Origin of the sequence: Faecalibacterium sp. Marseille-Q3530 (genome assembly GCF_017377625.1) — a bacterium.
GTDB lineage: Bacteria > Bacillota > Clostridia > Oscillospirales > Ruminococcaceae > Faecalibacterium > Faecalibacterium prausnitzii_E.
In genome coordinates this window covers 569484-595716 of record NZ_JAFREH010000001.1, presented here as the reverse complement: position 1 = coordinate 595716, position 26233 = coordinate 569484, and the positions used below count along the sequence as shown (strand labels likewise).

Genomic DNA, 26233 nt, shown 5'->3' with positions numbered 1-26233 from the left:
CAGGTGTTAAAGATCAGCGGGCGTCGCGGTTGGCCTCGTACTCCTCCATGGAGACGTAGTGGTCCAGCACATGGATGCCCTTCAGGCGCTTGTTGGAGAAGCCGGTGGAAGCGTACTGGCCCTCCCAGTAGTTCAGGCGGGTGGCCAGATAGGCGGGCACGCTCATGCCGCGCGGGATGACCAGCGCGTTGTTGATGAGCAGGGCCTCGGCATCGGCGAAGGCCTTGTAGCGGGCTTCGATGTCATCGGTGATCTGCTTGGCAGCCTCGATGGCAGTCATGTACTGCATGATGGCGTCCGCAGTGTCGCCGGTGATGAAGCCGTCTTCCACGCCGGTGCGCAGATACGCATAGCGCATTCCGCGGGAATCCTCGGCCTGATAGAACGGGTCGGTCTCGGTCTCCGGGTCAGAGTAGTCGGCACCCCAGTTGCAGAGCAGGAACTCGAATTTGCCGTTGCGGCGGACGGCGGACAGGAAGCTGTCCGCAGGGCCTTCGGTGATGATGACATCAATGAAGTCGAAGCCGTCGTTCAGCACACCCTCCAGCTGCTGCTTGAAGACCTGGCACTGCTTGTCCCAGTCGGTGGAAGAGGGGTTGTAGGGCAGCTGCACCTTGATGGGGAAGGTGGCACCGGCAGCGGTCAGCTCCTCGATGGCAGCATCGCGGAACTCCTTGGCCTTGGCCTCATCGAAGAACTCGGTGATGTTGGCCAGGTCGCCGCACTGGGTGTAGTCCACACCGGCAGTGGTGGCGCAGAAGTTCGGGGGCGTGATGGTGTTCAGCTTGTAGCCGTCGTAGCCTTCCGGGGCAGAAACGGCCAGTGTGACGGCGTTGTTGATGCCGTACAGGAAAGCCTTGCGGAAGTTGGTGTTGTTGATGGCCTTGGCCCAGTTGTCCGGCTCATACTCGGCATCCACGCCCTCGACGCTCCAGTTGGAGAACTCGTGGGCGTAGGGCATGAAGTTGAACATGTAGAAGTAGGTGTAGTTGGTGTTGGGGCGGTCCATGGAGACCATGCTCTTGGTGGTGTCGTCGCTCAGCCAGCTGTCCAGAATATCGGAGCCGATGGTGGCTTCGTCGATCTCGCCGCGCTTGATCATCTCCGGGCCGTTGACGGCAGCTTCGGCGTTGTAGATGCGGCTGATGGTCTCGATGAAGACGTTGTCGGCGTCGTAGTTCTCCGGGTTCTTCTTCATGATCCAGGTCTCCAGAGACTCGTAATCCGCCAGATAGAACGCACCGCAGCTGTACATGGTCTCGGCAGAGGTGGCGTACTGGTCGCCCAGCTCGTCCAGCAGGGGGCCGTAGGCAGGCTCATAGGGCAGGTAGCACAGCAGGCTCAGGAAGCCGGGGAAGTCGTAAGTCAGGGTGTAGGTCAGGGTGTGGTCATCCACGGCCGTGACGCCCACGGTGTCGAAGTCCAGCGGCTCATAAGTGCTGGTGGTGCCGTCCGGAGCGGTCACGGTGACCAGACCGCTGGCGTCGGCAGTGTAGGTGGTGCCGTCGTCGTCCACAACGCCGGTGTTGGCGTTGTTCAGGTAGACGTAGTAGTTGTAGTAGTCATCGGCACCGGCGATGTAGGCGGTGACCAGACCGACGTTGGAGGAGGCGTAGTCCGGGGTCAGAACATACTTCAGGGCGTCCACAAAGTCCTGCGCGGTGACGGGGGCCACGACTTCGCCGTTGTTGTCCACCCAGTTTTCCTCCCGCAGATGGAAGGTCCAGGTCAGGGTGTCCGCATCCCAGTCCCAGCTGGTGGCCAGACCTTCGCGCATGACGCCCTTGTTGTCGTACTCGACCAGCGTATCCACGCAGTTGGCACCCACGACCATTTCCAGGTCGGTGGCGGTGGTCAGGTAGTTCAGGGTGGCGGGCTGGCTGGAGTACAGGATGGTGTACTTGGAGGTGTCCACCGTGCCGGAAGCCGCGCTGCCGGTGCTGCCGGCAGAGGAACTGCCGCCGCAGCTGGTCAGCAGACCGGCTGCACATGCGCCTGCGGCTGCCAGACCGCTGACTTTGAGGAACTGGCGGCGAGAAATCGAATGATCCATGATAAAATCCCTCTTTCTTCGTATTTCGTGTTTTTGTGTGCGCCAGCGGCTGGGGTGCGCTGTTTCCCATCAGCGGGGAATTGCAAAAAAGGCGCAACGGAATCCTTCCGTTACGCCTTTGTAACAGTCCCTCCCGACCACAGCCGTGTGGTTACAGAAAAGTATAGCATCCTTTCGGGCGGACGTCAATTCTTTAATTCATTTTGGTTTCGGCAGCGGGCGCTTCCGGCACAGCGGCGGCGGGGGCCGTTTCTGCGGCTGCGGCAGCCGACTCGGCCTGGACTTCCGCCGCCAGTGCCTTGGCGGCTTCCTCGGCGGCGCGCTTGGCCTCGCGCTCGGCCTGGCGCTCCTTGGCCTTGGCCACGGCTTCTTCCTGCCGCTTTTTGGTGCGGATCTTGATGCGGCAGACCGAGCAGATGCCGTCCTTGCAGGTGGGGGCGATGGGCTTGCCGCACTCCTTGCAGAGGCTCTTGGTGCATTTGTAAACGCTCACCGGGCCCAGCGTGGTCAGCTGGCGGAGCTTCAGCCCGTCCAGACCGCCGTTGGAGCAGGTGGCAACGCAGACGCCGCACTCACTGCACTTCCACGGCGTGATGACCGCGCGGGTCTGGCCGTCGGGCAGATCCTCGAAGCGGATGGCCCCGGCGCGGCAGGCCTTTTCGCACCGGCCGCAGGCAAAGCACTTCTGGGTGAAATTGGGCAGGTGGTAGCCGTATTTGAGGGGCGTTTCGCTGGCAGCTTTCAGCTGCTTGGTGCGCTGGTGCAGCAACAGGCGGAAGTCCACCGCGCTCTGGTCATCGTCCCGCAGGCCGGGCAGCATCCGGAGCAGCTGCTTCGTGCCCGCCTTGGAGCCGGCCGTCACCTGCTCCATCATCTCGCGGCGGGAGTATTCCTTGCTGTGGAAGGGGGCCGCATCCTGCTCGTAGGCCAGGGTGAACCGGGCCTCGAAGAGGGGCTGGCCGAAAAATTCCACCAGACGGGTAAGCTCGTTGCGCAGATGTTCGGCGCAGACGTCGTTCTCGCACTCGCCGCAGGGGGTCAGGTCCAGCACGACCTTTTTGTTCAGGGCCAGATAGGCCAGCGCCTCCCACGAGAGGGCCGATACGCAGGCTCGGACGAGGGTGTTCTTGCGGGTGCTCTTCTCGCAGCCGATCCAGACGGTGTCGTTGTCGCTGTCGGCGGGGGCCGTGTCCCGCTGGACCTGCTCCGGCGAGGGGGCGATGCAGCCGCTGCGGCAGGCAGAAACGCAGAGGCCGCAGTCGGTGCAGGGGTCCCAGTCCTTGACGAGATTCGGGCGGGTGAAGATCGCATCCCCAAAGGGGCAGATGTCCTTGCAGGCCGTGCAGGGGGTGCGGTGCGGGTGCAGGTTCCAGCACTGTCTGCGGTTGATCTCCGGGTGGGTGGTCTTCATCAGCGCATCCATGGCGTAGCGCGTAAAGAAACTCATCGAATCACTCCTTATCCGGGTCCATGACCGAGGTCACGACGGCATTGTCCAGCAAAAAGCGCTGGACCTTCTGGGCAGCCAGAGCAGCGGCCACGGTCTCCGGGGCCAGCACACGGCGGATGTCGGCTTCGGGGGTGTCCTGCTGCACGGAGAGGCGGCGGTATTCGGCGTTGACCTCTTCGGGCCGGACGGTGATGTTCTCGGCCTCTGCGATGGCGCGGGCCGCGTACATGGTGCGGATCTTCCGCTCAGCGTCGGCGCGGTAGCCTGCCCGCAGAGCCTCGGCGGTGGTGCGGCTGTTCTTGCAGTGCTGCTCCATGCTGATGCCGCTGCGGCTCAGGCGCTGGCTCAGCAGCTTCATCTCGTTGTCGGCGGTGCGGTCGAGCACGGCCTCCGGTACGGTGACGGTCAGGTTGGCACCGGCCATCTCCAGCAGCTTCTGCCCGGCAGCGCGGTCGGCACCGTCTTCGTGGATCTTCTGCTTTTTGGCGCGGACGGCCTCCCGCATGGCGGCGAGGGACGCATAACCGGCAGACTGTGCGAACTCCTCGGTCAGCTCCGGGGTGGTCTTCTCGGCCACAGAGTGGAGCGTGATCTCGAACTGCGCCGTCTTGCCGGAAAGCTCCGGTACACGGAACGCGGCCGGATAGGTGAAGTCGAACCGGAAGGTCTCACCGGCCTTGTGGCCATAGATGGCCTGCTCAGCGGCGGGCATCAGCTTGCCGTCACCCAGCACGACCATGACCTTCTCCATCCGGCTGTCGGGAATTTCCTTGCCGTCCATGAAACCGGCGAAATCCAGCAGCACCCGGCTGCCGCGCTTCGCGGCCTCGGTGGAGTTGTGGTAGGTGGCGCGCATCCGGGTCTGGTGGACCATCTCGATGTCCAGCGTCTTCTCGGAAATGCCGCGCACATGGCGGGTGACGGCCAGTCCTTTATACTGTCCGAGCTTTACTTCAGGGAAATTATTCTGCTGATTTTCCATTTTGCAATACTCCTTCTGACGATAGAACGTTTATTCAAAAAATGGGAGGGTGCGGTGTTATAACCCGTGCGCGGCAAGCCAGCTCTCGGCGACCTGCGAGAACATTTCGGGGTACTGGGCGTTTTCGGCGTCGAAGACGTGGAGGTAGGTCTCCACTTCGGCACGGGTGGGGGCGGCGACCCGCTCCCAGATGGTGAAGGTGTAGCCGTTGCCCATATCGAATGTGGCGGCAAGGGTGTGGGTGCCGTCCCGCAGCTCGGCGAATTTGGCGTTCAGCTTGTGGCCCAGCTCCGTGTCCGATGCGTAGGACAGGGGGTAGGGGTCAACGGTGACGACATACTTTGCCTCAAAGAAGCTCATGGGGAAGTTGTGGGTGCCCGGCACCGAGAAGCTGTCCGGCAGTTTGCCGTCCAGCGGCTGCTCCGGCAGCAGGCAGTTGCGCAGATGGCCGGGGTTGTAGAGCATGTCGTCGGTGATCATGTACGCGGTCTCGCCGTCGCCGAGGTGGACGCTGAGCCACTCGGTCACAGCCTGCAGCTGGCTCAGGTCCCTGCGGTCGCAGGTCAGGCCGTCGAGCCGGACAAATTCTGCGGTGCTCTTGAGCGGGAAGTGGTCGATGAGAAAATCGGGCAGGGCCACCACCGTCAGCGGCGAGCAGCGCACCGATACGGCAAACACCAGCGTGAACGCCCAGTAGCCCAGCTTGAGGGCCTTGCGGCGCTCGATGCCCTCCGCCAGCGCCGCAGCGCCTGCCAGAAAGAGCAGGAAGTAGGCGGGGAGGAAGAGGAGCATCTGGTGGGAGCCGGTGTTCTGCACCCGCGTGAAGAGCACGAGGCTGACCGCCAGCTCACAGGCACCCAGCGCGGGCAGGGCGAACCGCTTGCGGCGGAAGGCATCTGCGATGCCCAGCCCGATGAGGATGAAGTTCAGCAGGCCGATGCGGAGGATGTGGTAGTAAAGCTCGGTGGCCATGCCGCCGACGTTGTAGTAAGAATAGCGGTCGGAGTAGTCAAAGGCCAGGATCTTGCGGACCATGGGCCAGAGCAGGGCGACCATCGCGACCAGGGCGCAGAGACCGAAGGCGATGAGGTTGCGCACCCGGCGGACGGCCAGCGCCTTGTCGGTCCTGGCGAGTTTTGCGCTGCTGACCAGAAGCAGCAGTGCGTAGGAAAAGTAGTAGCCGACCACGAAGTAGAGATACCACCGGCGGGTCAGAATGACCGCTGCCGTGGCCAGAAAGAGGAGGGCGAACCGGCCCGGTTCCAGCTGTTCAAAGCGGTAGTCCAGCGTCAGCACCAGGATGGCGAAGGCGAAGATGAGGCCGAACCAGTCCGGCTGGGCCAGCATCGCGCTCATCCGCAGAAACGGGAAGGTGAGCAGCCACGAAAAGCCGATGAGGAAGTAATAGAACCGGTTCTTCACCCGGAGCATCTGCCCCACTTTGATGACCACGCCCGCCAGCAGCACCATCAGGCTGGGCAGGACGCAGAACACCTGACTGAACGCATAGCTGTCGCCGGTGCGGGCCGTCAGGCAGAAGGGAAACTCAGTGAACAGGGTGATGAAATTGGTGTAGTCCTCTGCGAAGGAGCCGAAGATGTATGCGAAGCCCGCCGCCGGGCCGGCAGCAAAGGCCGCCTCGGCGCTGTACTGCTTGACGAGGTAGTTGGCGTAGTCCCAGGCGTAGACGAAATCGCGCCGCCCCAGCGCCCAGTAGAAATAGAGCACCGCCGCCGCCCAGCAGCCCACAAGGACGGCCCGGTGGAAGAAGTCCAGCGTAACGCCGGACACCCGCAGCACCCACAGCGCCCCGTAGAACAGCGCACAGCTGCACCACAGGCTCACCAGCGGGAAGAATGCCGCCCCGGTGGGAAAGAGCAGCCCGACGGCTGCCAGGACCAGTACCCCGATGCCGAGCGCAGCCCCCGCTTTGCCCCAGGGGGTGAGGCCGCGTTTCAGCAGGGACGAACGTGTTTGTTCCATAACACAAAACCTTTCACAAAACCTGATATTTCATGTTACAGTATAACGGTTCTGCCCGGCGCTGGCAAGGCCGCAGCGGCGGCAAAACGCAAAATATCCCGCTGCATTTTCAGCAAACGGGATACTTTGAACAAAAAATTACTTTTTGGAATGGATAGCAGGCTTTGCAGCGGCCTTGCGCCGGGCAGCAGCAGCCTTCCGGGCCGAAGCCTGTGCGGCCTCGGCATGGGGAGCCTCCGGCGTCAGACGGAGCAGTCGGCTGCCCATGGCGGGCAGGTCAAGGGTCAGGGTGTAGTCCCGTCCATAGACGCCGCCGTCCGTGGTGTGGAAGCTCCGGGTCCGGCTCTTGTCGGCACCGTTCCAGCGGGAGGCCTCGCTGTTCAGCAGCTCTTCGGCCCCGCAGGGGAACTTGAGGTAGAGCGGGAACTTTTTGTGGGTGGTGTTCTGGGTGTTCATCACACAGAGCAGGGTCTGGCCCGCGCCCTTGCGCAGCCAGGCGTACACGCCCTCGTCCCGGCTCTCGCTGGCCACCCACTCAAAGCAGCCGGGGTTGTATTCGCCGTCGTAGAGGGCGGGCTCGGTGGCGTAAAGGCGGCCGAGTTCGGCGAAGTATTTCTGGAAGCTGTCGTGGAAGGGGTATTTCATCAGGCCCCAGTCCAGCTCTTTCTTCTCGTCCCACTCGCGGAAATGCCCCAGCTCGTTGCCCATGAAGTTCAGCTTCTTGCCGGGGTGGGTGTACATGTAAAAGTACAGGGTGCGCAGCTGGGCGCACTTTTCCTCGTAGGTGCCCCAGAGCTTGTCGATGATGGTCTTTTTGCCGTGGACGACCTCGTCGTGGCTCAGCGCCAGCAGATACAGCTCGTTGTAGAAATACTGCATACTGAAGGTGAGCTTGTTGTAGGCATCCGGGCGCTCGCCGAAGGGGGTGGCGAAATAGTCCAGCGTGTCGTGCATCCAGCCCATGTCCCACTTGTAGTCGAAGCCGATGCCGTCATAGCGGGTGGGGGCCGTGACCTTGAGGAAGTTGGTGGAGTCCTCGGCAGTGTAGATGCCGGTGGGGAACCGCGTGTTCAGGCCGTGGTTCAGATTCCGCAGGAAGGTGACCGCACCCTCGTTCACGCCGCGGTTGGGGTCGCCCTGCCAGTAGAGCGCACGGGAGATGGCGTCCATCCGGATGCCGTCGCAGTGGTAGACGTCCATCCACAGGGCGGCGGCGCTGTTCAGGAAGCTGCACACCTCCCGGCGGTAATAGTTGAAGTTGCAGGTGCCCCACTCGCTGTGGCCCACATCGCTGTCGTACTCGTACAGATGGGTGCCGTCAAAGTTGGCCAGCGCGTCGCCGTTGGCGGCAAAGTGGACCGGCACAAAGTCCATGATGACGCCGATGCCCATCCGGTGGCAGGCGTTGACGAAGGCTGCAAAGTCGGCCGGGGAGCCGTAGCGGCTGGTCACGGAGAAATAGCCGGTGGTCTGGTAGCCCCAGCTGCCGTCGAAGGGATGCTCGGCCAGAGGCAGCAGCTCCACATGGGTGAAGCGGTGGTCCAGCAGCCAGGGAATCAGCTCCCGCGCCAGCTCGCGGTAGTTGTACCAGCCGTCCGAGCCGTCCTCGCAGGTGGCGTTGGGCTTGTGCTTCCAGCTGCCCGCGTGGAGCTCGTAGATGTTTAGGGGCAGGTTGCGGCACTTGTCCCGCCGCTCCATCCAGGTGTGGTCGTCGAACGGAAAGTCCAGCTTGGTCAGGATGCTGGCCGTGCCGGGGCGCAGCTCGGTGGCAAAGGCGTAGGGGTCGGCCCGCATCACGGTGCTGCCGTCCCGCCCGTGGATGCGGAACTTGTACATCTCGCCCTCCTGCAGACCGGGGACGAAGCCGTTCCAGATGCCGGTTTCGGCCCGCTGCATGGGCACACCGGGGCCCCAGCCGTCAAAGCCGCCGCAGATCTCCACGGCCACGGCGCTGGGGGCCCACACCGCGAACCGCCAGCCGTCCCGGAAGGGATGTGCACCCAGCGTGCGGTAGGCGTCAAAGCAGTCGCCCAGAAAGAACGAACGATCGATCGAAGGAAATTCCATGCCAAAAACTCCTTTTCTATTCACAGCCCTGCCCTCTCCGCCATTGCTTCGCAATGCCGCCTTCCCCAAGTGGGAGGGTGTGGCAGTCCATGCAGACGCGAAGCGGCCTGAGAGGGCGAGGCACCTTTCCTTTTTGTCATTGTTACTAAGAAAACCAAATCGAAATCGTCAAACCTGCTGATTTTACAGGAGACTTTGTATGAAAATTAGCAAAGTTCCACACTTTGGTTCGGAACTATGCTATACTATCTCTGTCGTCCGTATGCGGCGGGCGCAGGAAAAACTGCTAGAATGGGAGAGACTGTAACGATGGCTTGGTATGACAACGCTGTATTTTATCACATCTATCCGCTGGGGCTGTGCGGCTGCGCACATGAGAACGACGGCCAGCCCACACCCGGTGCCTTTGCAAAACTGAACGCCTGGGCCGAACACGCTTATGAGGACCTTGGCTGCACGGCCATTTATATCGGCCCGCTGTTTGAGAGCGGCTCCCACGGCTACGATACCATTGACTACCGTCAGGTGGACCGCCGCCTGGGCACGAATGAAGAGTTCCGGGAGTTTGTGGCCAACTGCCACGCCCGCGGCCAGAAAGTCATCGTGGACGGCGTGTTCAACCATGTGAGCCGTGACTTCTTCGCCTTCCAGAACCTGAAAACGGACCGCGAGAACGCCCGGTATAAGGACTGGTTCTGCGATGTGAATTTCTGGGGCAACAACGAGTACAACGACGGCTTCTCCTACGGCAACTGGGGCGGCTTCAACCTGCTGGTCAAGCTGAACCAGCGCAACCCGGAGGTCCAGAATTACCACTACGATACGATCCGCTTCTGGGTCCGCGAGTTCGACATCGACGGCATCCGTCTGGATGCAGCCGACGTGCTGGACTTCGAGTTCATGAAGGGCCTGCGCCGCCTGGCCAACGAGGTCAAGCCGGAGTTCTGGCTGATGGGCGAGGTCATCCACGGCGATTACAGCCGGTGGGCCAACCCCGAAATGCTCCACTCGGTGACCAACTACGAGCTGCACAAGGGCCTGTGGAGCGGCCACAACGACCACAACTATTTCGAGATCGCGCACACCATGCGCCGTTTGCAGGGCCTGTGCCATGACACCCGGCTTTATCTCTTCTCGGACAACCACGATGTGGAGCGCCTGCCCAACAAGCTGCGCAACCGGGCCCACATCCGCCATATTGCTCTTCTAGTATATACGCTTTGGGGCATTCCGTCCATCTATTATGGCTCGGAATTTGCAATTGAGGGCAAAAAAGAGTGGGGGAGCGACTGGCCGCTCCGCCCCTGCCTGGAATTGGATGACTTCAAGGATGCGCTGACCACCAACCCGGTCACCAGCGTATACGCAGCGCTGGGCCGGCTGAAGGCCGCGTGCCCGGAGCTGACCTGGGGCGAGGTGAAAGAGTTGCAGCTGACCACCCAGTGCTATGCGTTTGCCCGTGTGCTGGACGGCAAAGCCGTCGTGGCCGTCTTCAACAACGGCGACAGCCCCGCGCAGCTGGAGTTCCAGCTGCCGGTGGAGGCCACCGGTGTCGAAGACCTGCTGGCCGACTGCGTGGGCAGCCAGCCGATCCTGACGGAGATCGAGTGGGGCCGGATGAAGGTGCAGCTGCCCTCCAATTACGCTACGCTCCTCCGCCTGAAATAAACTTGCACATTCCTGCGGGGTCTGTTATTATAAGGTAAAATCAGAAAACAGGGGGGCATTCGGATGAATGCTGTACAGCGCAGAGAAGTGATATTGGAGCGGCTGAGCAACGCCGACGCACCGGTCAGCGCCAGTGTGATGGCGGCGGAGCTGGGCGTTTCCCGCCAGATCGTGGTGGGCGATGTGGCCCTGCTGCGGGCCGGCGGTGCGGCCATCGAAGCCACGCCGCGGGGATATCAGTTCCACCCGGCCCCCGGCGGCTACACCGGCATCCTGGCCTGCGTCCACCGCACGGCGGAGGAGATGCGCACCGAACTGTATGCGGTGGTGGACCAGGGCGGCACCGTGGTGGACGTGGCCGTGGAGAACCCGCTGTACGGCGAGCTGCGCGGCAACCTGAATCTGTCCAGCCGGTATGACGTGGACAACTTCATCCAGCAGGCGGCGGATACCCCCGAATGTCTGCTCAGCCGGATGACTGGCGGGGTGCATCTGCATACCCTCCGCTGCCCGGACGAGAAAACGTTCCACCGCATTGAAGCAGCGTTGGAAAACGCGGGCGTCCTGTATAAAAAAGAGTAACAAAACCCGCAGATTCTGTCTATCAACAAAATCCGAAAAGGGTTGGATATCCGACAAAATACCGAAAGAGGTGGATTATTTTTGGACATCCGCATCGAAAAGACCGACCGCGCCATCGAAAAAGCGTTTCTGGAACTGCGCAGCAAAATGCCGCTGGAAAAGATCAAGATCAAAGACCTGTGCGCACTGGCCTGCGTGAACAAATCGACGTTCTATGCCCATTATGAGGATATCTATGCACTGTCCAGCCGGTTGGAGGACAAGCTCATTGCCGACATTCTGGCCAGCGTCTCGGCGGTGGAGCTGCACCCGGTCCGGACGGAGGCGCTGACCCGCGAGCTGTTCCGGGCCTTTGTCCAGAACAAAACGGCGGTGAACATCCTCTTCGCCGATTCCCGTCAGGGCATCTTTGCCAACCGCATCGAAAAGGGCCTGCGGGAGCGCCTGACCGCGCAGGACCCCACCTTCGCCAACGACCCCAAGCGCGGCATTCTGCTGTCGTTCTGTGTGCAGGGCTGTTTCTATGCCTTTACCAACAACAGCAGCCGGATGGACGAGAGACACCTCGTGGACCTTCTGGCAGAGATCGCCAGGGCGGCGCAGAAAATCAAGATGTGAACACAAAAAAGAGCTTCCGGCATCTGATATGTAGGGGCTGTGGTACAAGTCCCTACAAAAAGACCAGAGTTATTCAGCCAAAAGGCTTTACAACTCTGGTCTTTTGCTTTTTAACGGCAGTCCTCCCGGTAGACATTCCTATGGGTCTAGGAACCGCGGGCTAAGCAACAGCCTCACTTGGGCTTTTGTTGCCCCGCCTGCGGCAGGGCCGTGCTGTTCAAGTCCTCTTATCCGCATAGCAGAGCGTTTCCAAAAGGACGGATACAAAAAAGAAAAACGACAGCCTTTTTGAAAGCTGTCGTTTGAGAGTGCGGATAAGAGGACTTGAACCTCCACCGAGTTGCCCCGATTAGAACCTGAATCTAACGCGTCTGCCAATTCCGCCATATCCGCATATTTTGTTTTCGTTCGTGAGCCGTGTCGCTCGGAACGATAGTAATTATACCATGGAAACCGGAAATGTCAAGCGCTTTTTTCGAATTTTTTTGACAAAAATTCCGGATGAAATTTTGGCACCGGAATGAGGACGATGGGGCGAAATTTTCGGTGAAATATGATACAATAAGACCTGAGCTGTCCGGGGCCGGGGGCCCTGCGGCAAAATACGATGGAATGAGGGAACCACACATGTTCAACTTTCTGATCTTTATCATCGGGGCGGCGCTCATGCTCGGCATGGGGGTGCGCAGTGTGCTTGCGCGGCGGCGCTTGCAGACAAAAGGCGAAAAGGTCACCGCCCGCGTTGCGGGCACCGCGCAGGGCCGGGACGGTCAGGCCTATGTGCTGGAATTTGAGACGGCAGGCGGCAGCCACCGCCTCCATTACCCGAAAGCGGCCAAGGGCAAGGGCTTTGCGGCCGGGGAGACCGTGACCTTATATTATGACCCGGAAGATCCGGAGAAGATGTATGTGGAAGGCGACCGCGCCGTGCTGGGGGCCGAAGTGCTGTACTTTGCTCTGGCTGTGGTGCTGGTGCTGCTGATGGCTGGATTTGTGCGGTGAGGAGGAAATGCCATGAAATTGGAACATTTTGGGATGCCGGAACCGGGCGACTGCCGGGTGGTCTTTTCGGCCAGTGCCGAGGAGCTGGAAGCAGCGGTGCAGGCCGAGCAGGCGGCACCGGATGCGCCCAAAGAGGAAGAAGACCTGCTGACGGCAGCGGTGAACCGCGCCATTCTGGAAGGCTTTTCGCCGCTGTTCGCGCAGCTGATGGAAGAGCACCGGCTCGTCCCGGTGACCGACCCGGACTTTGAGCTGCTGGCCGTCAACCGGGCCGAAGGGTTCCGGGCGGGGGCGGAGTTCTTCTGCCTGCCGCCGCTGGAGCTGGAGCGGTACACCGGCTTTGTGCAGCCCATCCGGCCCCGGCCTATCCGGAAACTGACCCTTGAACTGGAGATCAACCGCCACCACGGCGACGAGGACCGCGCCGCCGACGAGGCGGGCAAAAAAGCCCTGCGGGACCGTGTGGCGCGGGAGATCTACAAGACCCGCTGCGCCCAGGCCGAGACGCTGGCCGAGCGGGAGCTGGTCTACCAGCTCGGCGGCGAGGTGAAGGGCGCGCTGCCGAAGCAATTGGTGGCGGGCAACTACTTTGCCGAGCAGCGGGAGTTCAACCTGCGGATGCAGGCGAACAACATCAACTTTGACCAATACCTGAAGGTGCAGGGCCAGACGGTGGAACAGTTCCGGGCGGAGCTTCACGCGCAGGCGGAACAGAAACTGCGGGGGCGTCTGGGGCTTCTGCTGGTCGCCGAAACGGAACATCTCTGGCCCACAGAGGCCGAGGTGCAGGCTGCGCTGGAGGGCTGGAACGGGGAGCGGACTTTCCCGTCCAACGACAAGCGGAAGCTGCGGCAGGGCATTGCCAGCCAGCGCGCAGCTGCCTTTGTGCGGGCGCACTCCACGCTGACCCCGCCGCCGGAGGAGCCGGTGGTGGTCGAGGCAGTCTGAAACGACGGGCGGCAGGATTCTGGCAAACAAAAATGGGATGCTTGTTTCAAGCATCCCATTTTTTGTTTGTGCCGGTCAGGTCTCCACGCCCTCGAACTGGCTGTTGTAGAGCTTGGCGTAGAAACCGCCCTGGGCCAGCAGTTCGTCGTGATTGCCCTGCTCCACGATGTGGCCGTCCTTCATCACAAGGATGACGTCGGCCTCGCGGATGGTGGACAGGCGGTGGGCCACGATGAAGCTCGTGCGGCCCTGCATCATCCGGGCGAACGCGGCCTGGATGCGCACCTCGGTGCGGGTGTCGATGGAGGAGGTGGCCTCGTCCAGAATCAGCATGGGCGGCAGGCAGAGCATGACGCGGGCGATGCAGAGCAGCTGCTTCTGGCCCTGGCTGATGTTGCCGCCGTCCTCCGCGATGACGGTATCGTAACCGTCTGGCAGGCGGCGGATGAAGCTGTCGGCGTGGGCTGCTTTGGCCGCGGCAACGATCTCTTCGTCGGTGGCGTCGGGCTTGCCGTAGGCGATGTTCTCGCGGACGGTGCCGGCGCGCAGCCAGGTGTCCTGCAGCACCATGCCGTAGCTGCCGCGCAGGGAAGCGCGGGTCACGTTCCGGATGTCGTCGCCGGAGACGGTGATGGAGCCGCCGTTGACATCATAGAACCGCATGAGCAGGTTGATGAGGGTGGTCTTGCCGCAGCCGGTGGGGCCGACGATGGCAATGCGCTGGCCGGGCTTGACGTCCAGGTTCAGGCCCTCGATAAGGGGGCGGTCCGGCAGGTAGCGGAAGGAGACATCCTTCAGCTCCACATGGCCGTCCGGCTGCAGCACCCTGGCGTGTTCGGCTTCGGGCACCTGGTCGTCGGCGTCCAGCAGCTCAAAGACGCGGGCCGCGCAGGCCAGTGCGTTCTGCAGCTCGGTGACGACGCCGGAGATCTCGTTGAAGGGCTTGGTGTACTGGTTGGCGTAGTTGAGGAAGATGCTCAGCTGACCGATGGTGATGCCGCCCACCACAGCATAGATCGCACCCACCAGGCCGACGCCTGCATAGACGATGTTGTTGACGAAACGGGTGGCGGGGTTGGTCATGCTGGAGAAGAAGATGGCCTTCAGGCTGACATCCTGCAGCCGCGTGTTCACCTCGTCAAAGGCGGCAAGGCTCTCGGCCTCGTGGCCGAAGGCCTGCACAACCTTCTGGCCTTCGATCATCTCATTGACCAGAGCGGTCTGCTCACCGCGCACGGTGCTCTGCCCCTGAAAATACTTGTAGCTGCGCTTGGCCAGGAAGCTGGCCACCACCAGGCTCAGCGGGGTGATGCAGACGACCACCAGCGTGATGGGGACATTCTCCCACAGCATGAACAGCAGGGTGCCGAAGATGGTCAGCAGGCCGGAGAACAGCTGGGTGAAGCCCATCAGCAGGCCGTCGGCAAAGGTGTCCACATCGGCGATCATCCGGCTGACGATGTCGCCGGAGGGGTGGCTGTCGAGGTAGGAGAGGGGGAGAGTCTGGATCTTCCGCAGGGCGGCATTGCGCAGGTCGCGGCTGACGGAGAAGGTGATGCGGTTGTTGCAGACGCTCAGCAGCCACTGCGCAAAGGCTGCGAGGATGGCTACGGCCACGATCTGCATGATGATCTGCATCACACCGGCAAAGTCCACGCGGCCCTTGCCGAGCATCAGGTCGATGGCGCTGCCGCAGAGGATGGGGATATACAGCTGGGCAGCCACGCTCACGGCGGCCACGATGAGGCTGCACCCCACGAAAAAGCGGTAGGGGCGGATCTTTTCCAGCACCCGGCGGAGCGTTGCCTTGCGCTGTTCCGGGGTCAGGCTGCTCTTTGCTTTTGCACTCATTTCTGCGCATCCCCTTTCTTGAACTGGCTGGCATAGATCTCCTCATAGACCGGGCAGGAGGCCAGCAGGTCGGCGTGTTTGCCGAGGCCGACGAGTTTGCCGTCGTCCAGAACGAGGATCTGGTCGGCGTGCTGCAGGCTGGCGGCGCGCTGGCTGACAATGAAGACGGTCAGGCTGCCGGGCAGAGCCGCCAGCGCCTTGCGCAGGGCGGCGTCGGTGGCGTAGTCCAGAGCGCTGGCGCTGTCATCCAGAATGAGGATGTCGGGCTTGCCCACCAGCGCGCGGGCAATGGTCAGGCGCTGCTTCTGGCCGCCGGAGAGGTTCCGGCCGCCCTGCTCCACCGGCTCGTCCAGCCCAAGGGGCTTCGTCTTGACGAATTCCGCAGCCTGCGCCGTTTCCAGTGCGGCCCACAGGTCGGCATCCGAGGCGTTCTTGTTGCCCCAGAGCAGGGTCGAGCGGGTGGTGCCGCCGAAGAGCTGCGCTTTCTGCATGACGACGCTGACGCTGCCGCGCAGAACGTCCCGCGGGTATGCCTGCGCCGGACGGCCCAGGATCTCAACCGAACCCTCGGTGGCATCGTAGAAGCGGGGGATGAGGTTGATGAGGCTGGATTTGCCGCTGCCTGTGCCGCCGATAACGCCGATGGTCTGGCCGCGTTTGGCCGTGAAGCTGATGTCCGACAGGCTGGGCGCACCGGCACCGGCGTAGGTCAGGCTGACATGGTCGAACCGGACGGCGTCGTCGGCCTTGCCGGCCTCCACGGCATCCGGAAGGGCAGCGGGGAACGCCATCCCCGGTTCCGTGTCCAGCACCGCCTGCACACGGCTGGCGCAGGCCAGCGCCTTGCTGATCTGCACGATGAGGTTGGCCAGCTTGACCAGCTCGACCAGAATCTGGTTCATGTAGTTGACCAGCGCGATGACATCACCGGCTGCCATGCCGCCGATGTTGATCTCGATGCTGCCCACATACAGCAGCGCCACGATGGCCAGGTTGATGATCACGTAGGTCAGCGGGCTCATCAGGGAGGAGAGATGGCCGACGTGGAGCTGCATTTTGGTCAGCAGGTCGTTGGCGGACTCGAAGCGGTCGATCTCGCTCTTCTCCTTGTCAAAGGCGCGGACGACGCGAACGCCGGTCAGGTTCTCGCGGGTCAGACCCAGCACCCGGTCCAGACGGGTCTGGGCGGTCTTATACAGCGGGTTGGTCAGGACCATGACGCCGAAGACCACGATGGACAGCAGCGGGATGGCCACCACGAAGATCCATGCGGCCCGCGCATTGACCGTGAAGGCCATGACCATGGCACCGACCACCACGAACGGGCTGCGCAGGAACAGGCGGAGGAAGAGGTTCAGGCCGCTCTGCACCTGATTGATGTCGCTGGTCATGCGGGTGATGAGGGTGCTGGTGCCCAGCGTATCCATCTCGGTGAAGCCGAGCTTCTGGATGTGCTCGAACAGCGCATGGCGCAGCGAGGTGGAGTAGCCCACAGCGGCCTTGGCGGAGAAATACTGGGCCGTCAGGCTGCAGGTCAGGCCGATGACGGCGAGCAGCAGCAGGATGCCGCACCGCACAAGGATATAATGCAGGTCGTGCGCCGCAATGCCGACGTTGACGATGTCTGCCATGACCAGAGGGACAAACAGGTCGAACGTGGCTTCCAGCATCTTGAACAGCGGCGCGAGGACGGCCTCGCGCTTGTAGCCGTTCAGGTGGGTAAGCATTTTGTTCAAGGCGAAAGACTCCTTTTCTGAAATGTAAATCGGGGGAAACTTTCCCATCGCATATTATAATACAACCGGAATCGGAATGCTATTGTTTTGCGGAAAAATGCGGTGCGTCTTCCCCATTGTGAAACTTGGAAAATCCTGCTATAATAAATTATTATGACGGATGGAAAAAGAAGGGTGATGCAAATGGCATACGAGAAAAGCGCACGGCGGTTCCGCCCGGTGGGCAGTCGGAAGAAAAAGGCCGCCCCCCAATATAGCCCGGCGGGCACGGGCTGCCCGGTGGTGGAGCAGGCCGTGGAGCGGCTCTACCGAGAGCAGAACGAGACGCATTTCTGGAACCTGATGAACGCCCTGAACTATGCACTGGAGCTGAAAACGCGGGTGCTGGTGCCGCTGGATGCCGCAGCCGACCCGCAGAGCGGCCCGGCCCCGTGGGCTTCCATGCCCATCCCGGCGGAAAAGGCAGAAGGGCTGGACCCCTGGCTGCTCCACACCCGGAAGGAGCGCAGCTACCTGCCCCTGTTCACGTCGGTGAAGACGGCGGAAGCCGAGCGCGCCACGGCCACCCGGCCCATGGCCGAGCGCGGGATGCGGGAGGCCATGGAATATGCCCTGAACACCGACGGCATCGACGGTGTGGTCATCGACCCGTGGACCAATTCCGCTACGCTGGATGGCTCCATCCTGAACGGGCTGCTCAAGTCGGAGCGGGGCAGCGAAGGCCCCGGTCTGGAAGAACTGGATGCGGGCTACGATGCCGCGCGGCAGGGCAGCTGGGCCGAGGCGGTGCAGCACTATGAAAAAGCCGTCGAGGCGGGCAGCGCCGAAGCGCTGGCGCTGTTGGGCGACTGCCTGTATCAGGGCCGGGGTGCCCGGCGCAGCAAGGTACAGGCCCGGCGGATGTGGAAAAAAGCCGCCAAGGCCGGGGAAGTGCAGGCTATGATCGCCCTTGGCGATGACGCAGCGGCCTCCGGGCAGGAAGCCGCCGCCGCGCTGCAATACTACCGCCGCGCCCAGAGTGCCGCCCGCGGGATGCCGGATGTCTCCTATACGCCGCAGATCCGGCTCCGCATCGCCCAGTGCGAAACGCGGTATGTCTCCCGCAAAAAGGCGCTGATGGAGCTGGCGGAGGCCGAGCAGGGCTTCTGCATCCAGCTGGAAGAGGGGGCACCGGACGCGGAGATCTGGCTGGACGAGACCCGGAAGACCGTGGCGGAGCTGATGAACGAAGGGCCGGAAAACCGATGAAATCGGCAGGAACACAAATTCTTTACATTTGTTCTATGAAATCGTCATAGGAAATCAGTAAGATGATTCTGGAAAAAAATCTGTGCCGCAAGAAAAGAGGACAAGCACTATGAGCAACGTGATCGGAATCGACCTTGGAACGACCAACTCTTGTGTGGCAGTGGTCGAGGGCGGCAAGCCCGTGGTCATCGCCAATGCCGAGGGCGAACGCACCACCCCCAGCGTGGTCGCCTTTACCAGAGACGGTGAGCGTCTGGTGGGCGGTGCGGCCAAGCGCCAGATCGCGACCAACTCCGGCCGCACCATCTCCAGCATCAAGCGCTATATGGGTTCCGACCACCGGGTCCACATCGACGGCAAGGACCTGACCCCGCAGGAAATCAGCGCCATGATCCTGACGAAGATCCGCCGCGACGCTGAGAGCTACCTCGGCGAGCCGGTGACCGAGGCCGTCATCACAGTGCCTGCCTATTTTGACGACAGCCAGCGCAAGTCCACGCAGGACGCAGGCCGTATCGCGGGGCTGAACGTTCTGCGCATCATCAACGAGCCTACGGCCGCAGCGGTGGCCTACGGCCTGGACAACGAAGCACCGCAGAAGATTTTGGTCTATGACCTGGGCGGCGGCACTTTCGATGTCTCCATCATCGAGATCGAGGATGGCACCTTCACGGTGCTGGCCACCGGCGGCGACACCCATCTGGGCGGCGATGATTTCGATGAGCGGATCGTGGAGTATGCGGTGGCGGAGTTCAAGAAATCCGACCGCATCGACCTGAGCCGCGACCCCGCCGCCATGGGCCGCCTGAAAGAGGAGGCCGAAAAGGCCAAGAAGGAGCTGTCCAGCGCGCTGAGCGCCCAGCTGAACCTGCCCTTCATTGCGGTGGGCAAAGACGGCCCCCACCATCTGGACCTGACGCTCACCCGCCCGCAGTTCGAGATGATGACCGGCGACCTGCTGGCCCGCACCGTGCAGCCGGTGCAGAATGCCCTGCGGGATGCGGGCATCGCCGCCAGCCAGCTGGGCAAGGTGCTTCTGGTGGGCGGCAGCACCCGGATGCCGGCCGTAGAACGTCAGGTCAAAGAGCTGCTGGGCTGCGAGCCCAGCCACAGCCTGAACCCGGACGAATGCGTCGCCATGGGCGCAGCGGTCCAGGGCGCTCTGCTGCAGGGCGGCGGCAAGCTGGCCGGTGCTTCCGGTGCCGCTGCGCAGGGGCTGGTGCTGATGGATGTCACCCCGCTGACCTTGTCCATTGAGACGCTGGGCGGCGTGGCGACCCCGCTCATCACCCGCAACAGCATGATCCCCACCCGGAAGAGCCAGATCTTCACGACGGCGCGCCCGATGCAGACCAGCGTGGAGATCAACGTCCTGCAGGGAGAACGCCATTTTGCGCGGGACAACAAGAGCCTGGGCAAGTTCAAGCTGAACGGCATCCGTGCCAGCTTCTCGTCCAAACCGCAGATCGAAGTGACCTTTGACATCGACGTCAACGGCGTCGTGAAGGTCTCCGCCAAAGACCTCGGCACCGGGCGGGAGCAGAACATCACCATCACCGGCAGCACGAACCTGTCGGAACACGAGATCCAGCGCGCCATGGCGGATGCCGCCGCGTATGAGGCCGAGGACAGCCGCCGGAAAGAGCGGCTGGAACTTCACAATCAGGCCGAAGTGCTGGCCTACAAGGTGGATGAGGCCCTGTCCAAGTGCAAAAAGGAGCTGGACAAGGACGAGAAGAACCGCATCAAGGCCAATGTGGCCAACCTCCGCCGCTGCCTGCGGAAGGACAAACCCGAAAAGATGAACGAGACCGAGGAAGCAAACCTCCGGCAAGCCAAAGAGCAGCTGGAAGCTTCGGCCAACCACCTGATGATGCTCTACACGAGCGAAGAACAGAAAGAACAATAAGAAGGCAAACAAAAAATCTCCGCGCAGCTGCGCGGAGATTTTTTTTTCGGCAGGGCCGGAACAGAGGGTGGAGAAACGGACATGTTTACACGATCAGCTCCACCGTGCTCCCCCCGCTGCGGGCCTTTTTGACAAGGACCTGATGGTCGATGCGGTCTTTGAGGGCGGCGACATGGGAGATGATGCCCACGAGCCGGTCGCCTTCGGTCAGGCCGGAGAGGACCCGGATGGCCTGTTCCAGACTCTCGTCGTCGAGGGAGCCGAAGCCCTCGTCGAGGAAGAGGGTATCCAGCCGGATGCCGCCGGCCGTGCTCTGGACTTCGTCCGAAAGGCCCAGCGCCAGCGCCAGCGAGGCCTTGAAGCTCTCGCCGCCGGAAAGGGTCTTCACGCTGCGGCGGGTGCCGTTGTGGTGGTCGGTGACGCCGAGGGCCAGGCCGGGCTGGCTGCGCTGGGTCTCGGCCCCCACCCGCTCCAGCTCGTACTGCCCGGCGGTCATCTGCATCAGGCGGGTGTTGGCGTGGACGAGGATGCGGTCGAGATAGTGCATCTGGATGTAGGCTTCCAGTTTGATCTTCTGTTTGCTGCTCAGGGTGCCGCCCGCTGTGGAGGCCAGCGCGTTGACCCACTGCCAGCGGGACTCCAGCACCTGCCGGGCCGCGGCCAGGCGGCGGTAGTCGGCGGCGGCGCGGCGGTTGGGCACAAGCTGGGCTGTCAGGGCCTTTTCCTGCTCGGCGGCCTGCTGGCGGGCCGTTTGCAGCGCGGCGAGCCGGGTGCGCAAAGCGTCGAGGTCTGCGGCCCCGGTCTCCGGGGCCTGCTGGTCTTGCAGGGCCTGCACGGCGGCTTCGGCGGCAGCGACGGCGTTTTCCGCAGCGCGGCGGGCGGCTTCGGCTTGCTCCATGCCGGTGCGCAGGGCAGTGCGCTGGGCCGTCAGGTCGGCGACTGTCTGCTGGGCCTCGGCGCGGCTGGCCGGTGCGGTCTGCCGGGCTTCGGTGATCTGCTGTTCCAGCGCTGCAGCCGTGGCTTCGCGGGCAGCGGCAGTCTGTTCGGCAGAGGCCGCTGCTGCTTCCAGCGCAGTGCGCTGGGCCGTTTTGGTCTTGCGGGCGGTATCCAGCCGGGTGCGGAGGGCGCAGTCGGCGGCGCCCTTTTGCCGGGCTGTGCGGTTCTCGGCCTGTGCGGTCTGGAGCGCGGCAGTCTCCTCGGCAAGAGCCGTTTTCAGCAGGGCCACGGTCAGAGCGACCGGCCCCTCCGGCGAGGTGAAGCGTTCGGGCAGAAGGCTTTCGGCGTCCCGGCGGAGGGTGGCTTTGCCCTCCCGCTGGGCGGCGAGGGCTTCGCGGGCTGCGGCCGCGCGGTCCTGCGCTTCGCGGTCTGCTGCTTCGGCCGCCTGCTTGGCGGCGGTCACCTGCGCCTGGGTGGGGGCGGTGTGAGGCAGCGCTGCTTTGGCCGGGTGGTGGACACTGCCGCAGACGGGGCAGGGGGTGCCTTCGGCAAGGCCCTGCGCCAGAAGCCCGGCCTGTGCGTCCAGAAATGCCCGCTCGCAGGCGTCCCGCTCCGCGTGGGCGGCTTCCTGCGCGGCGGCTGCGGTGCGGTAGGCGTCCTGTGCCTGTCGGGCTGCGTGGGTGCGGCGCTGGTCTTCGGTCAGGCTTTGAGCCAGCGCGGTGAGGGCGGTCTCCCGGCGGGTGAGCTGCTCGGCCTGAGCGGTCAGGGCCACATTCCGGGTCTCCGGGTCGCCGAGGGCGGCCGCTTCGGCGTCCAGCGCGGCGAGTTCCGCATCCAGTGCGGTCAGCTGGGCCCGCGCCTTGCGGGCTTTGGCCTGTTCCAGGTCGGCCTCGCTGCGGGCGGCGGTCTGTGCGCGGCAGAGCTTGTCCAGCGCGTCGCAGGCGTCAAGGCCCGCTCTGGCCCGCTCCAGCTGGGTGGTCAGAGCGTCCAGTGCAGCGGCATCGCCTGCATGGCGGGCCGCATCGGCGCGGGCCGCGTCCCGGCGGGGGAGCAGGGCGGCAAGCTCGGCCTGCTTTTCGACCCGCTGGCGGCGGAGGGCTTCGGCCTGCTCGGCCCGGCCCAGCGTCTGCTGCAAAGCATCCAGCTGCGTCTGCGCGGCGGTGTGGGCGGCGGCAGCAGCGGAGAGTTCCGCTTCCTGCCGGGTGAGGAGCCCGTCCAGCAGGGCGGTGACTTCCTCGGCGGGGCGCTGCGCCGAAAGCCCACCCAGCGCTTCAGCGTCGGGGTCGGTCTCCGGATAGCGGATGCCGGAGAGCACCGCGTCCAGCTGGACATTCTGGGCCGTGCGCTGGGCCGTGAGGCGGGCGTTCTCCTCTTGCAGCGCGTCTTGCAATTTCTGGTAGCGCTGGGTGCGGAACAGTTTGCGGAAGATCTTGCTCCGCTCCTCGGTCGTGGCGTTGAGCAGGCGGGTGAACTGCCCCTGCGCGATCATGGCGATCTGGCAGAATTGGTCGTAGTCCAGCCCGATGAGGGCGGTGACGGCGGCGGTGACATCCTTCGACCGGGTCACGGGCGGGCGTCCGTCCGGGTAGGTGAGGACGGCATCCGCCTTTTCGGTGGTCGTGCCTTCGCCACGCGCTTTGGGGCGGAGGTAGTCCGGGTTGCGGCGGACGGTGTACCGCTGGCCGCGCACCTCAAATTCCAGCTCGACAAAGGTGGGGGTGCCGGGGTCGGCGTACTTGCTGCGCAGCATGGCACCGTCCCGCACACCGCCGCTGGAATGGTCGTACAGGGCATAGGTGATGGCATCGAAAAGGGTGGTCTTGCCCGCGCCGGTGTCACCGGTGACGAGATACAGGCCGCCTTTGCCCAGGCGCTCCAGTTCCAGCGTGACGGCGCTGGCGTATGGCCCGAAGGCCGAGAGGGTCAGCTTCAGGGGTCTCATGCGTCCTCCTCCTTCCAGAGCGTTTCAATGAGCTGCTGGCAGAACGCAGCCTGCTCGGCGCTCAGGGGCTGATTGTTTTGCAGCGCATAAAAGGCCGCGAAGTGTTCCAGCGGTGTTTTCTGCTCGGTCTGGGCCGGGGCGTCGAGGTCGGCCTGGGTGCGGGTGCGGAGGTTGTCGTAGTCCAGCCGCATCAGGTTCGGGTAAATGACCCGCAGCCGGGCCAGCGCATCGGGCACATCCTGCTCGTCGGTCAGGGTGATGTGCAGATAGTCGTCGGTGGCCGTGCCTGCGTAGCTGCGGCGGTCGGTCAGCTCCATGTAGCTGCCGCGTAGCTCCCGCAGGTCGTGCTTCGGGGTCAGCGGCGCGGTGGAAAGCGTGACCTCTCCCTTCGGCCCCAGCTCCACAAACGTTGCGCTCTTGTGCTGGTGTGCCTCCGAGAAGGAATACTTCAGCGGGGTGCCGCAGTAGCGCAGGGTATCGCGGCCCACCTTCTGAGGGCTGTGCAGGTGGCCGAGGGCCACATAGTCGAAGCCGTCAAAGAGGGCGGCATCCACACAGTCCAGCCCGCCCACCGATGGCTCCTCGCTCTCGCAGGCGGCGGCACCGGCCACGAACTGGTGGGCCACCAGCACGCTGCGGCGGGCCGGGTCGGGGGCGCAGCGGCGCAGCACACAGCCCAGGGCGTCGCTGTAGCTCTCGATGGGCTCGTCCGGGTAGATGTGGCGCACCGTGGCGGGTTTCAGGAAGGGCAGTAAGTAAATGTCCACCGGGCCGTATGCGTCGGTGAGGGGGATGGGGGCCGGGGCCCCTTCGAACACCGGGCTGACGTAGACCTGGCTCCCCGCCAGCAGATGGGCACCGAACGCGACCCGCTCGGCGGAGTCGTGGTTGCCGCTGATGGCGAAGACCGGCAGCTTCCGGTCGGCCAGTTCGGTGAGGAACCAGTCCAGCAGACGGACGGCTTCGGCGGGGGGCACGGGTTTGTCGTAGAGGTCGCCCGCCAGCAGCACAGCGTCCACGGGGTGGGTGTCGAGGAGCGACAAGATCTCCTCCAGAATATACCGCTGGTCGTCCAGCATGGAGAACTCGCAGACCCGCTTGCCGAGGTGCAGGTCGGAGAGGTGAAGAAAACGCATGGGAGCACCGCCTTTCAGTTGGGGATGCTCTTATTATAAACGGCCTTACCCTCTCAGTCAAACCCTGCGGGTTTGCCAGCTCTCCCGAAGGGCGAGCCATTGGCATGCCGGGCAGCCCCTGCTGGACGCTGAACGTATTTCGTATCGTAAACGGAAGTGCTCCGCTGTCAGGGCCAACAACATCTGTACTGCGCTCTGACAAAGAGCGTTTGGGTAGATGCGGTCGAACGAAACAACGGAGCACTCCATTTTATGGTTTCAAGAAACTTTGCTCATCCAGTACGCCCAAAACCGTCTCGCCAGTGGCTCCCCCTTCGAGGGAGCTGTCTGCGAAGCAGACGGAGAGGGTGGGCCGTCGTCAGAACATCTTCTCCCAGGTGGCTTTGCCGACTGTACCGTCGGCAGTGAGGCCGTTGCGGCGCTGGTAGCGCTCCACGGCGGCTGCGGTGGAAGCACCGTATTTGCCGTCGGTGGAGAGCTTTTCACCCAGCGCGTTCAGCTTCTGCTGCACCAGCCGGACCGTGCCGCCGGAACTGCCCTGCCGCAGCACGATGCCGGGGTAGGGGACGTGCAGGCCGTGCTTGGCGGTGTACTGGGTGTAGAGCACGTTCCAGGTGTTCGCGCCCACCTTGCCGTCCACATTCATGTCGTTCTTGAGCTGGAACTCCTTCACCGCGTTCACGCTCTTGGTGCCGAACCGCCCGTCCGTGGTCAGCTCGTGGTACCAGGTGCAGGTGTCGCGCAGGCCGTTGAGCCAGGTCTGCACCAGTGCTACGTCGGGGCCGGTGGAGCCGCGCTGGATGAGGGAATAATAGGCAGGAATTGCCATGGTCAAACTCACACTCCTTCCACCAGGAGCTTATGCGGCGGAAGGTGGAAGTGTTCGTGGGAACCTTTGTCGGATCCGGCAGGCAATACCCGACGGCCAGGGCCTCTCCTGCCGGGAGAGGCGGCATCGCGGATGCGATGACGGAGATGTCATCCCAGCAGGATGACATCTTCCCGGCGGGCGGTGTGCTTCTGCCACCACTCCACGCATTTGAACCGCAGGAGATACCGCCCGCAGACGAGGTCGTTCTCGGCGGGGGCGGCATAGCCGCCGCAGGCGGTGCGGCAGAGGCCGGGGTAGAGCACACACCACCAGTTCCGACCATAGGGGGCTGCACCGATGTCGATGCGCAGGGCCTGATACCGCCCGGCGGGCAGGGCCGAGGCAGAGTAGCGGGTGGTGCCGAAGTACATTTCCACCAGATACACCCGCACCGGAGCAAAACTGCCGCGCCCGGCCAGCACGGTGCGGGCGACCCACTGCAGCTCGGACAGATGGGCCGCAGCCCAGCGGAGGGCGGCGGGCTGGTCTGCCGCCGGGCAGGCCGTGTCCAGATACGCGAGCACGGCGTCCCGCACGGCCAGCTTGTCGGTCTGGTCGGCGGTGGTGTCGCTGGCAGCGCGGATGTGGAGCCGCAGAGTGTCGGCGGCAAGCGCGGCTCCGGTGTCGAGCTGGGTGCGGCCCCAGCCCAGCAGGCCCTGCAGACCGATGCAGAGCGCGAGCGCACCGCTGAGTGTGATGCACCAGACGGTCATCTGGCGGGATAAAATGCGGCTGTACATAAAAAACAGACCCTTTCTCTGGAAATACTATCCAGAGTCTGGGTCTGTTTGGGTGTGATTATACAGCGGAAACCCTCTCAGTCGCCTGCGGCGACAGCTCCCCCGAAGGGGGAGCTTGAATGGAAAAGGGAAACATCATAAACGAGATTGGATCGTTTGATGAATCTTTTCGCAGACAGAGTCAAAATGAAAATCCACTTCCGCATTCGAAAAACGCAGGACTTGTAAATAGTATTGCGCTAAAATAGCGCTTCGTTCGCGGTCATAAGTCTGTCCCTGTTCAGAAAAATGCTGTGTGCCATCCACTTCGATGACCAATTGAGCCTTTGAACAATAAAAATCGACGATAAAGGATTCAATGATACGCTGCTTGTAGATTTTAACAGGATAGTTTCGTAAAAATTGATACCACAACTTTGCTTCCTGTGGAGTCATATTGCGGCGCAACGCACGAGCCTGCGGGAGCATACCATGATTTTTGGGAACAATATCAAGTTTCATAATGAATAGA

At 63.0% G+C, this 26233-nt stretch carries 19 protein-coding genes and 1 tRNA gene; 7 read left to right on the top strand and 13 right to left on the bottom strand.

Features of this window, described 5'->3' with window-relative positions; genetic code table 11:
* Nucleotides 1-13 precede the first annotated feature (13 nt).
* The 5 genes from J3350_RS02665 to glgB all read right to left on the bottom strand — a co-directional run bounded on the left by J3350_RS02665 (nucleotide 14) and on the right by glgB (nucleotide 8535).
* Nucleotides 14-2053 carry an ABC transporter substrate-binding protein gene (locus J3350_RS02665; RefSeq protein ID WP_207685581.1) on the bottom strand — a complete coding sequence of 680 codons (2040 nt, stop codon included), beginning with the start codon at nucleotides 2051-2053 and terminating at the stop codon, nucleotides 14-16.
* A 193-nt stretch (nucleotides 2054-2246) separates the two neighbouring features.
* The gene (locus tag J3350_RS02660) at nucleotides 2247-3500 is read right to left on the bottom strand and encodes a 4Fe-4S dicluster domain-containing protein (protein WP_207685580.1); all 1254 of its coding nucleotides are present in this window, start codon (nucleotides 3498-3500) and stop codon (nucleotides 2247-2249) included.
* Between the two features lie 4 nt (nucleotides 3501-3504).
* The gene (tig, locus tag J3350_RS02655) at nucleotides 3505-4485 is read right to left on the bottom strand and encodes a trigger factor (protein ID WP_207685579.1); all 981 of its coding nucleotides are present in this window, start codon (nucleotides 4483-4485) and stop codon (nucleotides 3505-3507) included.
* Nucleotides 4486-4542: 57 nt separating this feature from the next.
* Nucleotides 4543-6468, bottom strand: a complete 1926-nt coding sequence (locus J3350_RS02650) for a hypothetical protein (RefSeq protein ID WP_207685578.1) — start codon at nucleotides 6466-6468, stop codon at nucleotides 4543-4545.
* Nucleotides 6469-6606: 138 nt separating this feature from the next.
* The gene (gene glgB, locus J3350_RS02645) at nucleotides 6607-8535 is read right to left on the bottom strand and encodes a 1,4-alpha-glucan branching protein GlgB (protein WP_207685577.1); all 1929 of its coding nucleotides are present in this window, start codon (nucleotides 8533-8535) and stop codon (nucleotides 6607-6609) included.
* 309 nt (nucleotides 8536-8844) lie between these two features.
* Between glgB and J3350_RS02640 the strand changes: the two genes are divergently transcribed.
* From J3350_RS02640 to J3350_RS02630, 3 genes are all read left to right on the top strand, one after another.
* Nucleotides 8845-10203, top strand: coding sequence for an alpha-amylase family glycosyl hydrolase (locus tag J3350_RS02640; protein ID WP_207685576.1), 1359 nt, complete (start codon nucleotides 8845-8847; stop codon nucleotides 10201-10203).
* Nucleotides 10204-10266: 63 nt separating this feature from the next.
* On the top strand, nucleotides 10267-10785 hold the full coding sequence (locus J3350_RS02635; RefSeq protein WP_097792763.1) for a transcription repressor NadR: 519 nt from the start codon (nucleotides 10267-10269) through the stop codon (nucleotides 10783-10785).
* A gap of 81 nt (nucleotides 10786-10866) precedes the next feature.
* On the top strand, nucleotides 10867-11403 hold the full coding sequence (locus tag J3350_RS02630; RefSeq protein ID WP_097792762.1) for a TetR/AcrR family transcriptional regulator: 537 nt from the start codon (nucleotides 10867-10869) through the stop codon (nucleotides 11401-11403).
* A gap of 309 nt (nucleotides 11404-11712) precedes the next feature.
* Here the strand turns inward: J3350_RS02630 and J3350_RS02625 are convergent.
* Nucleotides 11713-11796: transfer RNA gene (locus J3350_RS02625), tRNA-Leu, on the bottom strand.
* 234 nt (nucleotides 11797-12030) lie between these two features.
* Between J3350_RS02625 and J3350_RS02620 the strand changes: the two genes are divergently transcribed.
* On the top strand, nucleotides 12031-12405 hold the full coding sequence (locus J3350_RS02620) for a DUF3592 domain-containing protein (protein ID WP_097792754.1): 375 nt from the start codon (nucleotides 12031-12033) through the stop codon (nucleotides 12403-12405).
* A 12-nt stretch (nucleotides 12406-12417) separates the two neighbouring features.
* Complete coding sequence (locus J3350_RS02615; protein WP_207685575.1) at nucleotides 12418-13353, top strand: FKBP-type peptidylprolyl isomerase; 936 nt, start codon at nucleotides 12418-12420, stop codon at nucleotides 13351-13353.
* Between the two features lie 75 nt (nucleotides 13354-13428).
* Here J3350_RS02615 and J3350_RS02610 read toward each other — a convergent pair whose 3' ends face one another.
* On the bottom strand, nucleotides 13429-15204 hold the full coding sequence (locus tag J3350_RS02610) for an ABC transporter ATP-binding protein (protein WP_207685574.1): 1776 nt from the start codon (nucleotides 15202-15204) through the stop codon (nucleotides 13429-13431).
* On the bottom strand, nucleotides 15201-16940 hold the full coding sequence (locus J3350_RS02605) for an ABC transporter ATP-binding protein (RefSeq protein ID WP_304999665.1): 1740 nt from the start codon (nucleotides 16938-16940) through the stop codon (nucleotides 15201-15203). The genes J3350_RS02610 and J3350_RS02605 overlap by 4 nt, the downstream gene beginning before the upstream one ends.
* Nucleotides 16941-17123: 183 nt before the next feature.
* Here J3350_RS02605 and J3350_RS02600 point away from each other — a divergent pair, with 183 nt between their 5' ends.
* Entirely contained in the window at nucleotides 17124-18188 is a 1065-nt protein-coding gene (locus tag J3350_RS02600) for an SseB family protein (RefSeq protein WP_097792751.1), read from the top strand.
* Nucleotides 18189-18297: 109 nt separating this feature from the next.
* The gene (dnaK, locus tag J3350_RS02595; RefSeq protein ID WP_207685573.1) at nucleotides 18298-20097 is read left to right on the top strand and encodes a molecular chaperone DnaK; all 1800 of its coding nucleotides are present in this window, start codon (nucleotides 18298-18300) and stop codon (nucleotides 20095-20097) included.
* A gap of 85 nt (nucleotides 20098-20182) precedes the next feature.
* Here the strand turns inward: dnaK and J3350_RS02590 are convergent, their stop codons facing one another.
* The 5 genes from J3350_RS02590 to J3350_RS02570 form a co-directional block, all read right to left on the bottom strand.
* Nucleotides 20183-22975 (bottom strand): AAA family ATPase, encoded by a 2793-nt coding sequence (locus J3350_RS02590; protein ID WP_207685572.1) that lies wholly within the window; start codon nucleotides 22973-22975, stop codon nucleotides 20183-20185.
* Complete coding sequence (locus J3350_RS02585) at nucleotides 22972-24111, bottom strand: exonuclease SbcCD subunit D (RefSeq protein WP_097792748.1); 1140 nt, start codon at nucleotides 24109-24111, stop codon at nucleotides 22972-22974. Before J3350_RS02585 ends, J3350_RS02590 begins: the two co-directional genes overlap by 4 nt.
* Before the next feature lie 358 nt (nucleotides 24112-24469).
* On the bottom strand, nucleotides 24470-24940 hold the full coding sequence (locus J3350_RS02580) for a peptidoglycan-binding protein (protein ID WP_207685655.1): 471 nt from the start codon (nucleotides 24938-24940) through the stop codon (nucleotides 24470-24472).
* A gap of 149 nt (nucleotides 24941-25089) precedes the next feature.
* On the bottom strand, nucleotides 25090-25722 hold the full coding sequence (locus J3350_RS02575) for a stage II sporulation protein R (protein ID WP_207685571.1): 633 nt from the start codon (nucleotides 25720-25722) through the stop codon (nucleotides 25090-25092).
* 135 nt (nucleotides 25723-25857) lie between these two features.
* The gene (locus J3350_RS02570; RefSeq protein ID WP_207685570.1) at nucleotides 25858-26223 is read right to left on the bottom strand and encodes an endonuclease domain-containing protein; all 366 of its coding nucleotides are present in this window, start codon (nucleotides 26221-26223) and stop codon (nucleotides 25858-25860) included.
* Nucleotides 26224-26233 lie beyond the last annotated feature (10 nt).

Excerpts from the sequence above, each read along its gene's own strand:
- J3350_RS02640 (WP_207685576.1), top strand. The coding sequence starts at position 8,845 with ATGGCTTGGTATGACAACGCTGTATTTTATCACATCTATCCGCTGGGG.
- dnaK (WP_207685573.1), top strand. The coding sequence starts at position 18,298 with ATGAGCAACGTGATCGGAATCGACCTTGGAACGACCAACTCTTGTGTG.
- J3350_RS02610 (WP_207685574.1), bottom strand. The coding sequence starts at position 15,204 with ATGAGTGCAAAAGCAAAGAGCAGCCTGACCCCGGAACAGCGCAAGGCA.
- J3350_RS02600 (WP_097792751.1), top strand. The coding sequence starts at position 17,124 with ATGGCATACGAGAAAAGCGCACGGCGGTTCCGCCCGGTGGGCAGTCGG.
- J3350_RS02660 (WP_207685580.1), bottom strand. The coding sequence starts at position 3,500 with ATGAGTTTCTTTACGCGCTACGCCATGGATGCGCTGATGAAGACCACC.
- tig (WP_207685579.1), bottom strand. The coding sequence starts at position 4,485 with ATGGAAAATCAGCAGAATAATTTCCCTGAAGTAAAGCTCGGACAGTAT.
- J3350_RS02620 (WP_097792754.1), top strand. The coding sequence starts at position 12,031 with ATGTTCAACTTTCTGATCTTTATCATCGGGGCGGCGCTCATGCTCGGC.
- J3350_RS02580 (WP_207685655.1), bottom strand. The coding sequence starts at position 24,940 with ATGGCAATTCCTGCCTATTATTCCCTCATCCAGCGCGGCTCCACCGGC.
- J3350_RS02590 (WP_207685572.1), bottom strand. The coding sequence starts at position 22,975 with ATGAGACCCCTGAAGCTGACCCTCTCGGCCTTCGGGCCATACGCCAGC.
- J3350_RS02650 (WP_207685578.1), bottom strand. The coding sequence starts at position 6,468 with ATGGAACAAACACGTTCGTCCCTGCTGAAACGCGGCCTCACCCCCTGG.
- J3350_RS02570 (WP_207685570.1), bottom strand. The coding sequence starts at position 26,223 with ATGAAACTTGATATTGTTCCCAAAAATCATGGTATGCTCCCGCAGGCT.
- J3350_RS02585 (WP_097792748.1), bottom strand. The coding sequence starts at position 24,111 with ATGCGTTTTCTTCACCTCTCCGACCTGCACCTCGGCAAGCGGGTCTGC.
- J3350_RS02615 (WP_207685575.1), top strand. The coding sequence starts at position 12,418 with ATGAAATTGGAACATTTTGGGATGCCGGAACCGGGCGACTGCCGGGTG.
- J3350_RS02575 (WP_207685571.1), bottom strand. The coding sequence starts at position 25,722 with ATGTACAGCCGCATTTTATCCCGCCAGATGACCGTCTGGTGCATCACA.
- glgB (WP_207685577.1), bottom strand. The coding sequence starts at position 8,535 with ATGGAATTTCCTTCGATCGATCGTTCGTTCTTTCTGGGCGACTGCTTT.
- J3350_RS02635 (WP_097792763.1), top strand. The coding sequence starts at position 10,267 with ATGAATGCTGTACAGCGCAGAGAAGTGATATTGGAGCGGCTGAGCAAC.
- J3350_RS02665 (WP_207685581.1), bottom strand. The coding sequence starts at position 2,053 with ATGGATCATTCGATTTCTCGCCGCCAGTTCCTCAAAGTCAGCGGTCTG.